Source organism: Mycobacterium sp. NPDC050041, from assembly GCF_049541695.1.
Lineage (GTDB): Bacteria > Actinomycetota > Actinomycetes > Mycobacteriales > Mycobacteriaceae > Mycobacterium.
Genome location: NZ_JBMVDG010000003.1, coordinates 500458 through 512967 on the forward strand (window position 1 = coordinate 500458; position 12510 = coordinate 512967).

The following is a 12510-nucleotide window of genomic DNA, read 5'->3' on the forward strand; positions in this document are numbered from 1 at the left end:
AATCAGGCGCCGCGCGCCTCCGCGGTGGTCGGGTCACGCCGGTTGACGTCCTCGGAGCTGGCGTTCCAGTCCAGCGCGGCCGGCGCACCTGCGGGCACCACCGGATGCTCGGGCGCGATCGGATCGAGCCGGCGGTAGCCCTCGCCCTGAGCGGGCCGCAGGTCCTCGGCACCCTTGTTCGGCCACAGCGACGCCGCCCGCTCCGCCTGGGCGGTGATGCTCAGCGACGGGTTCACGCCGAGATTGGCGGAGATGGCCGCACCGTCCACCACGTACAGCGTCGGGTAGTTGTACACCCGGTGGTACGGGTCGATGACCCCGTGCTCGGGGCCGTCACCGATCACCGCGCCACCCAGGAAGTGCGCCGTCAGCGGGATGTTGAACAGCTCACCCCAGGTACCGCCGGCCACGCCGTCGATCTTCTTGGCGATGCGCCGGGTCACCTCGTTGCCGACCGGGATCCAGCTCGGGTTCGGCTCGCCGTGGCCCTGCTTGCTGTCGAGCATGCGGAAGCCGAGCTTCGTCTTCCTGGTGAAGGTGGTGATCGAGTTGTCGAGGTTCTGCATCACCAGCGCGATCATGGTGCGCTCGCTCCAGCGCCGCGGGTTGAGCAGCCGCAGCGTGCCCTTCGGGTCGGCGCCGGCGTTGTGGAACAGCTGCTTCCAGCGGGGCACGTCGGTGCCCTGGGGGCCGGCGCCGTCGGTCATCAGCGTCTGCAGCAGGCCCATGGCGTTGGAGCCCTTGCCGTACCGGCAGGGTTCGACGTGCGTGTCGTCCGTCGGGTGGATGGACGACGTGATGGCCACGCCGTGGGTGAGGTCGAGGTCGTCGCGGACCTGGAGCCGGCCAGCGCCGACGATCGACTCGGAGTTGGTGCGGGTGAGCAGGCCGAGCCGGTCCGACAGCTTCGGCAGTTTCCCGGTGTCGCGCATCTTGAACAGCAGCTTCTGGGTGCCGTAGGTGCCCGCCGCGACGATGACGTGCGTGGCGGTGAATGTGCGGCGCTTCCTGCGCAGCAGCCGGCCGGTGTGGGCGGTCTTGACCTCCCAGATCCCGTCGGGCCGCTGCTGGAGGCTGGTCACGGTGGTCATCGGGTGGATCTGGGTGCCCGCCGACTCCGCCAGGCCCAGGTAGTTCTTCAGCAGGGTGTTCTTGGCGCCGAAGCGGCAGCCGGTCATGCACTGGCCGCACTCGATGCACCCGGTCCGGGCCGGGCCCGCGCCGCCGAAGTACGGGTCGGGGACCGTCTTGCCGGGCGTCTTCTCGCCGTCGGGGCCGAAGAACACCCCGACCGGGGTGGGCACGAAGGTGTCCCCGACGCCCATGTCCTCGGCGACCTCTTTCATGATGCGGTCGGCGTCGGTGAACGTGGGGTTGGTGACGACGCCGAGCATGCGCTGGGCCTGCTCGTAGTGCGGCAGCAACTCGTCGCGCCAGTCGGTGATGTGCTTCCACTGCGGATCCTTGAAGAACGGCTCGCGCGGCACGTACAGCGTGTTCGCGTAGTTGAGCGAACCGCCGCCGACGCCCGCGCCCGCCAGGATCAGCACGTTGCGCAGCAGGTGGATGCGCTGGATGCCGAAGCACCCGAACTTGGGCGCCCACAGGAACTTCCGCAGGTTCCAGGAGGTCTTGGCGAACTCCTTGTCGGCGAAGCGGCGGCCGGCCTCCAGGACGCCGACGCGGTAGCCCTTCTCGGTGAGTCGCAGCGCGCTCACGCTGCCGCCGAATCCCGAGCCGATGATCAGGACGTCATAGTCAGGCTGCATCACACCAGTATGAGTTACCGCTGGGTAACTTTTCTAGACAGGTCGACCTAAGTTGTCAACGCGTCACACTTGCGCCGGCCGCGGTCAGGAACCGACGGCCAGACCGACCTTCTGGAACTCCTTGAGGTCGCAGTAGCCGGCCTTGGCCATCGCCCGCCGCAGTCCGCCAACCAGGTTCAGCGAGCCGAACGGATCGTCGGACGGGCCGTCCAGCACCTGCCGCAGCGACGGCCGCTCCCCCACCGCGACCTGCAGCAGCGCGCCGCGGGGCAGCGAGGGGTGAGCGGCCGCGGCAGGCCAGAACCAGCCGCCGCCCAACGCCTCGGCCGCCGTGGCCAAAGGAGTCCCCAGCACCGCCGCGTCCGCACCGCACGCAATGGCCTTGGCCAGGTCGCCGGAGGTGTGGATGTCGCCGTCGGCCAGCACGTGCACATAGCGGCCGCCGGTCTCGTCGAGGTACTCGCGGCGGGCGGCGGCGGCGTCGGCGATGGCGGTGGCCATCGGGACGCTGATGCCGAGCACCTCGTCGCTGGTGGTGACGCCGCTGGTGGAGCCGTACCCCACGATGACGCCGGCCGCGCCGGTGCGCATCAGGTGCAGCGCGGTGCGGTGGTCGAGCACACCGCCGGCCACCACCGGCACGTCCAGTTCGGAGATGAAGGTCTTCAGGTTCAGCGGCTCGCCGTCGGACGCCACGCGTTCGGCCGACACGATGGTGCCCTGGATGACCAGCAGGTCCAGTCCGGCCGCGATCAGCGACGGCGTCAGCGCCCTGGCGTTCTGCGGGCTGACCCGCACGGCCGTCGTCAGCCCGGCATCCCGGATCCGGGCCACCGCGGCGCCGAGCAGCTCGGGGTCGAGCGGCGCGGCGTGCAGCTGCTGCAACAGCCGGATCGCGGCGGACGGCTCGGGCTCCTTCTCCGCGGCCTCGAGCACCTGGGCGATCTTCTCCTCGACGTCGGCGTGCCTGCCGATCAGCCCCTCGCCGTTGAGGACGCCGAGGCCGCCGAGCCGGCCCAGCTCGATGGCGAAGTCGGTGGAGGCGAGCGCATCGGTGGGGTGCGACAGCACCGGCATGTCGAACCGGTAGGCGTCGAGCTGCCATGCGGTCGACACGTCCTTGGACGACCGGGTGCGCCGGGACGGCACGATGTTGATGTCGCCGAGCTCATAGGTACGGCGGGCGGTGCGGCCCATGCCGATCTCGACCATGTCGCGCATGCGCGTCAGACCCCGCGGGCGTAGTAGTTCGGCGCTTCGACGGTCATCTGGATGTCGTGCGGATGGCTCTCCTTGAGCCCCGCGGCGGTGATCTGGACGAACTGCGCCTGCTGCAGATGCTCGATGGTGGCCGACCCGGTGTATCCCATCGCCGCCCGCAGGCCGCCGGTGAGCTGGTGGATCACCGTCGACAGCGGTCCGCGGAACGGCACGCGGCCCTCGATGCCCTCGGGCACCAGCTTGTCCTCGCTCAGGGCGTCGTCCTGGAAGTAGCGGTCCTTGGAGTAGCTTTTGCGGGTCCCGCGAGTCTGCATCGCACCGAGCGAGCCCATCCCGCGGTAACTCTTGTACTGCTTGCCGTTGACGAAGATCAGGTCGCCGGGCGCCTCGGCGGTGCCGGCCAGCAGCGAACCGAGCATCGCCGTCGACGCGCCCGCGGCCAGTGCCTTGGCGATGTCGCCGGAGTACTGCAGCCCGCCGTCGGCGATCACCGGCACCCCGGACGGCGCGCAGGCGGCGACGGCCTCGAGGATCGCGGTGATCTGCGGTGCGCCGACACCGGCGACGACGCGGGTGGTGCAGATCGAACCCGGCCCTACACCCACCTTCACCGCGTCAGCCCCCGCCTGCACCAATGCTGCTGCCGCGGCCCGGGTGGCGACGTTGCCGCCGATCACGTCGACGCGGTCACCGACGGCCATCTTCACCCGGTTCACCATGTCCAGCACGCCGCGGTTGTGCGCGTGCGCGGTGTCGACGATGAGGACGTCGACACCGGCGTCGGCCAGCGTCATCGCCCTGGTCCAGGCGTCGTCGCCGACACCGACCGCCGCGCCGACCAGCAGCCGGCCGTCGGAGTCCTTGGTGGCCAGCGGGAACTGCTCGGTCTTGACGAAGTCCTTCACCGTGATCAGGCCGGTGAGCTTGCCGTGGTTGTCGACGATCGGCAGCTTCTCGATCTTGTGCCTGCGCAGCAGCCCGAGCGCGGCTTCGGCCGACACCCCCTCCTGCGCGGTGATCAGCGGCGCCTTGGTCATCACCTCCGACACCGGCTTGCTCTGGTCGACCTCGAACCGCATGTCGCGGTTGGTGATGATGCCGACGAGTGCGCCGTTGTCGTCCACCACAGGCAGCCCGGAGATCCGGAACCGCGCGCACATGGCGTCCACCTCGGCCAGCGTGTTGGCCGGCGAGCAGGTCACCGGATCGGTCACCATGCCCGCCTCGGAGCGCTTCACCGTCTCGACCTGGCCGGCCTGCTCGGCTGCGGGCAGGTTGCGGTGCAGCACGCCCATGCCCCCGGCGCGCGCCATCGCGATGGCCATCCGAGACTCGGTCACCGTGTCCATCGCGGAGCTGACGAGCGGCACCCGCAGCCGGATGCGCTTGGTCAGCCTGCTCGAGGTGTCGGCCATCGCCGGGACCACGTCGGAGGCGGCCGGCAGCAACAGGACGTCGTCGAATGTGAGCCCGAGCATCGCGACCTTGGTCGGATCGTCACCGCCGGTGGGCACCGGTACGGCGATGGGAACGCTGCTTTCAGCGATCGACATGGGCCTCGACATCCTTACTGCCTCCATCGGGGCGAAGCGTGATACTCAATCCTATCGGCTCAGCAGCCGCAACTCGCGATTCCATTCCCGGTCGCCGCGCCGGAGCAACCGCTGGCGCGATCCCAGTGGGGCTGCGTACTCTGGACGCGTGCGAGACCACTTGCCGCCGGGTTTGCCGCCTGACCCGTTCGCCGACGATCCGTGCGATCCGTCGGCTGCGCTCGATGCGCTCGAACCGGGTCAGCCGCTGGACCCGCAGGAACGCACCGCGGTGGAAGCCGATCTCGCCGATCTGGCGGTTTACGAAGCACTTCTGGCCCACAAGGGCATCCGTGGTCTCGTGGTGTGCTGCGACGAATGCCAGCAGGACCACTACCACGACTGGGACATGTTGCGCGCCAACCTGTTACAGCTGCTGGTCGACGGGACGGTGCGGCCGCACGAGCCGGCCTACGACCCGGAACCCGACGCCTATGTGACGTGGGACTACTGCCGCGGGTACGCCGACGCGTCGCTCAACGAGGCAACGTCGGAGTCCGACGGATACCGCTGACCCAGCCGGTCACTCACCCGCATCCTGCGGCGTGGCCACCTCTGGCAGTACCAACTCGGGCATCTGGAGCACCGGCGGAATCGACGCCGGCCCAGGATTCTGCGCACCACCGCCACTGAGACGCGGCTGCGGCAATTCGACCGGCTCGTCGACGGGCGGCTGCTCCGCCTGAGGCTCCTCGACCGGGGGCAGCGGCACCGGGGGCAACTGCACCGGCGGCGGCGGGACCGGTGGCGCGGGGATGACGGTGCTGGTGGGCACCTGCGGCTGGGGCGTCGGGATCGGCCGCGGGCTCGGGGTCGGCAGCGGTGCCGGCTGGGGGCTCGGGGTCGGCAGCGGTGTCGGGCTCGGCCGGGGCGACGGGGTCGGAAGCGGCAACTGTGACGACGGGGTCGGCAGCGGCGTCGACGGCGACGTGGTGCCGTCCGACGGCGATGTCGTCGGCGACGATGTGGTCGGCGATGACGTCGAACCCGGGATCTCTCCGGGACTCGTGGTCGTCGGCGTCGAGGTGGTGGCATCCGGGTCGAGGATCACCGGCAGCGGCAGGTCCGGCGGGATCTCGGGCAGCACCAACGGCGGCGCGTCCGGCGGCACGGTCGCGTTGACGTCGCGGGTGTCCACCTTCACCGACAGTTGCTGCCACTGCTCCACGAGCTCTTCCTGGCGGGTCGAGTCGTCCACCGCGGCGACCGTCGTGGTCATCGTCTGCAGTTTGTTCTGGGCGGCCGTCCAATCGCCCTGGTCGATCAGTTGCTGGACCTCGGCGAGCTGCGACTGCGCCGCCAGCACCACCTGGTCGTCGCGGGTCTGCTGCTGCTCGCCGAACAGCGCGGTGCGCAGGCCGTACAGCGGGTCGTCGGGCCCGGCGCCCGCGATCACCGCCCCGAAGCCACCGACGGCCAGGACGGCGGCCGCCACCGAGCCGAGCACGGCCATCGAGGCCCGGCTGCGCTGCCGCGACGACGCCGACCGATCCAGTGCCTGGACCGCGTCCCGGGTGGTCACCACCGAGGTGACCGGCGCCTGCCGGACCTCGTCGCGCCAGCCGGCGAGCACGTAGGCCAGTTCGGCCTCGCCTGCGTCGGTGGAGTAGACGGGCTGCTCGCCGGCGAGCGCGTCGAGGAAGCGATCGGTGCGGTTCACCTCGTTAAGCGAGGGATCACCGCCGTTGTTGGTCCATCGTCCGAAGTCAGGCATGGTCATGCCCCGTCGCCATGATCTCCTGCTTGAGCCGGGCCAGCGCGCGGTGCTGCGCGACGCGCACCGCGCCCGCAGTGCTGCCGACCGTCTCCGCGGTCTCCTCGGCGCTCATCCCGACGACGACGCGCAGGATCAGGATCTCGCGCTGCTTCTCCGGCAGCTTGGCCAGCAGGCGGTTCATCCGGGCGGACGACTCGGCGTCCATCGCCATCTGCTCCGGGCCGGCGTCGGTCGAAAAGCGTTCGGGCACGACGTCGGTCGGTTCGGAGCGGTTGCGGGCGGCCGCACGATGGGCGTCAGCAACCTTGTGGGCAGCGATACCGTACACAAAGGCCAGGAACGGACGTCCCTGATCCTTGTAGCGCGGCAGCGCCGTGATGGCGGCCAAGCACACCTCCTGAGCGATGTCATCTGCTGAGAGACCACTTCGTTCGCCCGCCCCGATCCTTGCCCGGCAGTACCGGACGATGATGGGCCGGATGATCTCCAGCACCTCCCGGAGCGCGTCCCGATCACCGGCCACTGCCTCAGCAACGACAGCATCGAGACGATCTCTCGAATTTGTCATCGTGTGCGGCTTCTCCAGCGTTACGAACGCCGACACTCTCGTCGGTGTGGCTGAACTAAACAATAACGACCGTGCCGGGGCGGCCCGGGGTCAGCGATCAGACCACACGCCGCCCCTGTGCTGCACAATATCGGCGCTGCGGTCCCGAACGGCGGCGACGCGCTCCGCCGTGAGGGTCGCGCTTCCGATATCGGCGAGCAGACAGGCCAGCGCCCACTGCAGCGGGATCAGGCCCGCGGCGTCGGCGTCGGCCAGCGCGGCGTCGGCCACCGGACGGGCGTCGTCCACGCCGCCGGCACTGCAGAGCGCGGCGGCCAGGATCACCTTCGACTTCACGGCGTGCCGGGTGGAGCCGAACGGCGCCGCCGCGGCGACCGCTCGGCGGGCGTGGTCGACGGCGGCGTCGCCATCGCCGCGCGCCATGGCCAGTTCGGCCGACACCCAGCCGAGCCGGATGAGCGGCCGAGCGGATGCGGCGGCGTCGGCCTCGGTGCGCACCTGGTTCAGCAGCCGCGCCGAAAGGGCGAACCGGCCGGTGCCCAGCGCGTCGGCTGCCAGTCCGGTGAGGGCGTCGGCGCGGGCCTCCGGGTCCCCGCCCGCGAGGACCAGTGCCCTGCCGTCCCAGTGCCGTGCATCGGCGTGGCCGCCGAGCTGGCGCAGAAACGACGCCCGCGTGCTGTGCGCGAGGGACACCAGCGGCGCACTGGGCGACCGGCACACGACGGCGAGATCGGCCAGCGCCGCGCCGTAGCGACCCTGCCCGCCCGCCGCCACAGCGCGCAGCCACCGGCCCTGGGTGTCCCCGGCGGACGGCAGCGGCCAACGGCCGGGGTCATCGCCGAAGGCGGCGCGGCGCAGGGCGCTCGCTGGAGGGGTGATCATCGCTCGGCGACGGTACCAATCACGCTGGGCGGGCCGGTGCCGGCAAATTATTGAACGATCCGGATCGGCGGCGGTTAACAGTTGATGGTGGGCGGGTTACCACCGCGTTACGGCGCTCGCCGGCGTGCCGCAACCGGAGTGCAGAACCAGCTCCGCCGATCAGCGGAAACGCGTGAAGCGCACTGGTCGAGGGTGATTCGCTATCACCTTCTGCGTTGCCCGCAGGTCGCAACAATGAACGTGACGTAAATTCTCAAGCTGCGCTTATGTCATTGAGCACACGTGCAGGCTATTGACGGAATTTCTGGAGCACCCCTACTTTGTGTGCACGAGTAGTCATCGGCGACACACGCTCGGATCGGTTTCACAACTCACGCTCTCCCGCGTTCTCCACAAGAGTGTGTAGAGAGGGGTTTACCCATGCCACAGCCGCAGCAGCTGCCAGGACCCAATGCCGACATCTGGGACTGGCAAATGCAGGGCCTTTGCCGGGGCGTCGATTCGTCGGTGTTCTTCCATCCCGACGGCGAGCGCGGCCGTGCCCGCGCTCAGCGGGAGATGCGCGCCAAGGAGATGTGCCGGAGCTGTCCGGTGATCGCACAGTGCCGTTCGCACGCGCTCGCCGTGGGCGAGCCGTACGGCATCTGGGGCGGTCTGAGCGAAGCGGAACGCGAACTGCTGCTCAAACGAGGCATCCGCCGCACGGCCTGACGAACCACGTCGACGAGGCCCCACTCCGCAAACCGGAGTGGGGCTTCGCCGTTTCCGCACAACACCTGTCTCCCGGAGGGTGAACGCGCCCGAAACGCCCACATCGCGAAGGCGCGCGCCGCTAGATTGATTCGCGACGACCCGTCCTTCGACGTCCCTCCACCCCGTCCGCGCGACGAAGGGAGCTCCCATGAGCACGGCAGCCGAACGCGCAGCTCAGCTCGAACTGGTGTCACGGTTGAAGTCCTCCTACCCCGAACTCCCCGACGCTCCCACGCCCGACCTGCTCGACCACGCCCGAATCACGGCGTACCTGAAGCCCGTTCACGACGTCGGCGGCGAGCCCTGCGCTCCCGAAGAGTTCGTGAACAAGGAATACGAGCAGTGGGAGGAGCTCACCTACGTCATCTGCGAGGTGCTCGCATGGCGCGGGATCTGGCTGTCGGAGGAACGGCGACGGATCGGCAACGTGGACGTCGGCCGCGCCGAGTACCTCGGACTGCCCTACTACGGCCGGTGGCTGCTGGCAGTCGCCCGCGTCCTGGTGGAGAAGCATCACCTGGCGCTCGGTGAGATCAGCGAGCGGATGGCCGAGGTGTCCTCGCGGTACGCCGGCGGCCTCGACGGCAAAAAGCTGGAGGCGAAGCCGAAGTCCGAGGGCGACGGCTCGCAGGTGAAACGCAACAGTCACCACAAAGACGCCGTCGGCAAGGGAGATCCGCAGAAGTACTCGGGCCTGGCCGGCGAGCCGGGATTCAAGGTGGGAGACCGCGTCGCCGTGCGCGAACTCCCGGTGATCTTCTACACCCGCACACCGGAGTACTGCCGCGGGGCGACGGGTGAGATCGCCTCGGTCGCCTACGAGAGTCCCGCCGCCGAGGACGAGACCTGGGATCGCGAGGACGCGACGCCCGAATGGTTCTACGTGGTCCAGTTCACCATGTCCGAGCTGTGGGACGGCTACACCGGGGCCGCCACCGACACGCTGCGCACCGAGCTGCCCGAGCGCTGGCTCGAATCCGCCCACTGACCGCCGGTTTTCGAGAGGGATCCCATTCATGTCTCACGACCACGACCACGACCACGACCGGACCGTCAAGCCGATGGTGGACGAGGTCACCGATTTCGAGGTGCTCGAGATCGCGCTGCGGGAGCTGTGCATCGAGAAGGGCATCTTCACCGCCGAGGAGCATCGGCGCTTCACCGAGTTCGCCGAACAGATCGGGCCCACCCCGGCGGCCCGACTGGTGGCCAGGGCGTGGCTGGACCCCGACTTCAAGCAGCTCGCCCTCACCGAACCGATGACGGCCAGCAAGGAGTGCGGCGTCGACTGGATGGAGCCGACCGGCTTCGGCACGCCGAGCGACTTCACGGCGTTCGAGATCCTGGCCGACACACCGACTCTGCACAACGTGATCGTGTGCGCGCTGTGCTCGTGCTACCCACGCCCCATCCTGGGCAACTCCCCCGAGTGGTACCGCACCCCCAATTACCGTCGCCGTCTGGTGCGGTGGCCCCGCCCGGTGCTCGCCGAATTCGGTCTGTACCTGCCCGACGACGTCGAGGTGCGGGTGCAGGACTCCAATCAGAAGCACCGGTTCATGGTGATGCCCATGCAGCCCGAGGGCACCGAGGGCTGGAGCGAGGACCAGCTGGCCGAGATCATCACCCGCGACTGCCTGATCGGAGTGGCGTTGCCCAAGGCGGGCGTCACCACGAACGTCATCACCAAGACGCGTCCTGCGACGCATCCGATTCCGGCCGAGTGAGGACCCGTCGTGTCCACCGAGCGTGACCCCCAGCCCGTCGACGAGGTCAAAAGCGCTGTGCTGCAAGAGATCGTCGAGCGAAATCAGGTGTGGCCGCGGATGGCGGCCAAGTACGGCGTGGAGAATCCGGTGCCGCCGTGGAAGACCAGCCTCGACGGCCTGTGCGACGCGCTCGACCAGGCGGCGTGCGACGCGAACGTCCCGAACTTCAAGGAACGCCGCGACGAGGAAGACGCCCTCTCGGCGAGCAGGTACGCCCATCTGCCCTACCCCGAGAACCAGTTGATGGCCCTCGCGCACTCGCTGCTGGCGCGAGGCGTGGTCGACGAGGCGACGCTGCAGCAGCGCCTCGCGAGTGTCCGGGCGCGTCTCGAAGCCTAGGCGGCACAGCGCGGCGTCGTGGTTACCCTCGTGGTGCCATGACTCGACGTTTCGCGCTCCTGCTGCTCGTGTGTGCCCTCTGGACCGGTTCCACAGCGTGTTCGCTGTTCACCGGCAGCGACCCGAAGGACGTCCTGCGGTCATTCGCCGATGCGCTGCAGCGCAAGGACTCCCCCGCCGCCGCGGCCACCACCACCGACGAGGCGGCGGCGGAGTCCGCCATCACCTCGATGTTCGACGGCATGCCGAAGGACACCACGGTGACCGTCGACGTGGGGGATGTGTCCGAGGACAACCACCAGGCGACGCTGAGCTACTCGTGGACATTCGGACCCGAGCGGAACTTCCGGTACGACGCGACGGCGACCGCGACGCAGTCCGGCGACGAGTGGCGCGTGCAATGGGCGCCGACGGTGCTGCACCCGGACCTCGCCGCGGGGATGCACTTTCAGTACAGCGACGACAAGAACTTCCTCACCCCCGTCACCGATCGCGACGGCCGGCCCCTGATGACGTGGCAGACCGTCGGCGTGGTCGACCTCCGCCGGGACGACCTCGCCTCGGCGGCCGCCCTGGCGGCGCTGCTGCAGCAGTTCGCACCGACCATCACCGACGCCACCATCGCCGACCAGTTCGCCGCCACGCAGGGCGACACCGTCACGGTGATCCGGCTCCGGGAGGCCGACCTGGCACTGGTGCGGGATCAGTTGACCCGCATTCCGGGTGTGACGGTCACCGAGCAGGGCGCGCTGCTCACCGCCGACCGCGCCCTGTCCTCGCCGGCGATCAGCGGGCTGCAGGACGTCTGGCGCACGAAGATCGACGCGGCCGCAGGCTGGTCGGTGGCCCTGGTCGACGGTCAGGGACAACCGACCTACGACCTGACATCGACACCGGCCAGGGACACGCCGCCGATCCGGACCACCCTGGACACCCGCCTGCAGTTGCTCGCGCAGGCGGCCGTCGCCGCGGAATCCCGGCCCGCCGTCCTGGTGGCGATCTCGCCCAGCACCGGTGGCATCCTGGCCGCCGCGCAGAATGCGCCCGCCGATGCTCAGGGGCCGATTGCGTTTTCGGGCACGTACCCGCCGGGCTCGACGTTCAAGACCATCACCACTGCGGCGGCGCTCGAAGCGGGCATCGCGACACCCGACAGTCCGCAGGCCTGCCCCGGTCGCGTCACGGTCGAGAACCGGACGATCCCCAACGACGACGAATTCGACCTGGGCACCGTGCCCTTGACGACGGCGTTCGCCCGCTCCTGCAACACCACCATGGCCGTGCTGTCCGACCAGCTGCCCGCCGACGCGCTGCCCGACATGGCGAAACTGTTCGGCATCGGCGTCGACTACGTCATCCCCGGCCTGACCACCATCACGGGCAACGTGCCCGACGCCGACACCCCGGCGCAGAAGGTGGAGAACGGCATCGGTCAGGGCACGGTGACCGTGAGCCCCTTCGGCCTGGCGGTCGCCGAGGCCAGTCTCGGGCACGGGTCGACGATCACCCCGACGCTCGTCGTCGGCGAGAAGACCACGGCGGACACCGAGTCGAAGCCCATCCCGCCGGCCGTCGTCGACAGCATCCGCGCGATGATGCGCCAAACCGTGGCCGACGGCACCGCGAGCGAGCTGCGTGACATCCCCGGCCTGGGCGGGAAGACGGGCACCGCGGAGTTCGGCGACAACACCAGCTCGCACGGCTGGTTCGCGGGCATCGTCGACGACATAGCGTTCGCGACCCTCGTGGTCGGCGGGGACACCTCGGCGCCCGCGATCACGGTGACCGGCGACTTCCTGCGGCCCGCCGTCGGCGGCTGAGCCACGCCGGGGTTTGATTTTCCCGTGTCAGGGCACCCTCAGTGAAGTGGCGGGTGCAACGCGGTTGCGTTGACAGGCTC

At 69.6% G+C, this 12510-nt stretch carries 12 protein-coding genes; 6 read left to right on the plus strand and 6 right to left on the minus strand.

Annotated features, from left to right (window positions below):
• Window positions 1-2: 2 nt before the first annotated feature.
• From ACPCHZ_RS12815 to guaB, 3 genes are all read right to left on the minus strand, one after another.
• Window positions 3-1769 (minus strand): GMC oxidoreductase, encoded by a 1767-nt coding sequence (locus tag ACPCHZ_RS12815; RefSeq protein ID WP_423485089.1) that lies wholly within the window; start codon window positions 1767-1769, stop codon window positions 3-5.
• An 84-nt stretch (window positions 1770-1853) separates the two neighbouring features.
• On the minus strand, window positions 1854-2981 hold the full coding sequence (locus ACPCHZ_RS12820) for a GuaB3 family IMP dehydrogenase-related protein (protein ID WP_364973697.1): 1128 nt from the start codon (window positions 2979-2981) through the stop codon (window positions 1854-1856).
• Window positions 2982-2995: 14 nt separating this feature from the next.
• Complete coding sequence (guaB, locus tag ACPCHZ_RS12825; RefSeq protein WP_423485090.1) at window positions 2996-4555, minus strand: IMP dehydrogenase; 1560 nt, start codon at window positions 4553-4555, stop codon at window positions 2996-2998.
• A 136-nt stretch (window positions 4556-4691) separates the two neighbouring features.
• Between guaB and ACPCHZ_RS12830 the strand changes: the two genes are divergently transcribed.
• The gene (locus tag ACPCHZ_RS12830) at window positions 4692-5096 is read left to right on the plus strand and encodes a DUF5319 domain-containing protein (RefSeq protein ID WP_085192450.1); all 405 of its coding nucleotides are present in this window, start codon (window positions 4692-4694) and stop codon (window positions 5094-5096) included.
• A 9-nt stretch (window positions 5097-5105) separates the two neighbouring features.
• Here the strand turns inward: ACPCHZ_RS12830 and ACPCHZ_RS12835 are convergent, their stop codons facing one another.
• The 3 genes from ACPCHZ_RS12835 to ACPCHZ_RS12845 form a co-directional block, all read right to left on the minus strand.
• The gene (locus ACPCHZ_RS12835) at window positions 5106-6296 is read right to left on the minus strand and encodes an anti-sigma-D factor RsdA (RefSeq protein WP_423485374.1); all 1191 of its coding nucleotides are present in this window, start codon (window positions 6294-6296) and stop codon (window positions 5106-5108) included.
• The gene (locus ACPCHZ_RS12840) at window positions 6289-6867 is read right to left on the minus strand and encodes a sigma-70 family RNA polymerase sigma factor (RefSeq protein ID WP_364973699.1); all 579 of its coding nucleotides are present in this window, start codon (window positions 6865-6867) and stop codon (window positions 6289-6291) included. Before ACPCHZ_RS12840 ends, ACPCHZ_RS12835 begins: the two co-directional genes overlap by 8 nt.
• A gap of 90 nt (window positions 6868-6957) precedes the next feature.
• On the minus strand, window positions 6958-7749 hold the full coding sequence (locus ACPCHZ_RS12845; RefSeq protein ID WP_423485091.1) for a hypothetical protein: 792 nt from the start codon (window positions 7747-7749) through the stop codon (window positions 6958-6960).
• Window positions 7750-8169: 420 nt separating this feature from the next.
• Between ACPCHZ_RS12845 and ACPCHZ_RS12850 the strand changes: the two genes are divergently transcribed.
• The 5 genes from ACPCHZ_RS12850 (at window position 8170) to ACPCHZ_RS12870 (ending at window position 12430) form a co-directional block, all read left to right on the plus strand.
• Window positions 8170-8460 carry a WhiB family transcriptional regulator gene (locus ACPCHZ_RS12850; RefSeq protein WP_269893819.1) on the plus strand — a complete coding sequence of 97 codons (291 nt, stop codon included), beginning with the start codon at window positions 8170-8172 and terminating at the stop codon, window positions 8458-8460.
• A gap of 190 nt (window positions 8461-8650) precedes the next feature.
• Complete coding sequence (locus tag ACPCHZ_RS12855) at window positions 8651-9490, plus strand: SH3-like domain-containing protein (RefSeq protein ID WP_423485092.1); 840 nt, start codon at window positions 8651-8653, stop codon at window positions 9488-9490.
• A 28-nt stretch (window positions 9491-9518) separates the two neighbouring features.
• Window positions 9519-10229 carry a thiocyanate hydrolase subunit gamma gene (scnC, locus tag ACPCHZ_RS12860; protein WP_264011199.1) on the plus strand — a complete coding sequence of 237 codons (711 nt, stop codon included), beginning with the start codon at window positions 9519-9521 and terminating at the stop codon, window positions 10227-10229.
• 99 nt (window positions 10230-10328) lie between these two features.
• The gene (locus tag ACPCHZ_RS12865) at window positions 10329-10610 is read left to right on the plus strand and encodes a thiocyanate hydrolase (protein ID WP_423485375.1); all 282 of its coding nucleotides are present in this window, start codon (window positions 10329-10331) and stop codon (window positions 10608-10610) included.
• Between the two features lie 38 nt (window positions 10611-10648).
• Window positions 10649-12430, plus strand: coding sequence for a penicillin-binding transpeptidase domain-containing protein (locus ACPCHZ_RS12870; RefSeq protein ID WP_423485093.1), 1782 nt, complete (start codon window positions 10649-10651; stop codon window positions 12428-12430).
• The last annotated feature ends 80 nt before the right edge of the window (window positions 12431-12510 follow it).

What these genes read in the sequence shown, in the direction of transcription:
- ACPCHZ_RS12815 (WP_423485089.1), bottom strand. Translation starts at nt 1,769, where the DNA reads ATGCAGCCTGACTATGACGTCCTGATCATCGGCTCGGGATTCGGCGGC.
- ACPCHZ_RS12820 (WP_364973697.1), bottom strand. Translation starts at nt 2,981, where the DNA reads ATGGTCGAGATCGGCATGGGCCGCACCGCCCGCCGTACCTATGAGCTC.
- guaB (WP_423485090.1), bottom strand. Translation starts at nt 4,555, where the DNA reads ATGTCGAGGCCCATGTCGATCGCTGAAAGCAGCGTTCCCATCGCCGTA.
- ACPCHZ_RS12835 (WP_423485374.1), bottom strand. Translation starts at nt 6,296, where the DNA reads ATGCCTGACTTCGGACGATGGACCAACAACGGCGGTGATCCCTCGCTT.
- ACPCHZ_RS12840 (WP_364973699.1), bottom strand. Translation starts at nt 6,867, where the DNA reads ATGACAAATTCGAGAGATCGTCTCGATGCTGTCGTTGCTGAGGCAGTG.
- ACPCHZ_RS12845 (WP_423485091.1), bottom strand. Translation starts at nt 7,749, where the DNA reads ATGATCACCCCTCCAGCGAGCGCCCTGCGCCGCGCCGCCTTCGGCGAT.
- ACPCHZ_RS12850 (WP_269893819.1), top strand. Translation starts at nt 8,170, where the DNA reads ATGCCACAGCCGCAGCAGCTGCCAGGACCCAATGCCGACATCTGGGAC.
- ACPCHZ_RS12855 (WP_423485092.1), top strand. Translation starts at nt 8,651, where the DNA reads ATGAGCACGGCAGCCGAACGCGCAGCTCAGCTCGAACTGGTGTCACGG.
- scnC (WP_264011199.1), top strand. Translation starts at nt 9,519, where the DNA reads ATGTCTCACGACCACGACCACGACCACGACCGGACCGTCAAGCCGATG.
- ACPCHZ_RS12865 (WP_423485375.1), top strand. Translation starts at nt 10,329, where the DNA reads ATGGCGGCCAAGTACGGCGTGGAGAATCCGGTGCCGCCGTGGAAGACC.
- ACPCHZ_RS12870 (WP_423485093.1), top strand. Translation starts at nt 10,649, where the DNA reads ATGACTCGACGTTTCGCGCTCCTGCTGCTCGTGTGTGCCCTCTGGACC.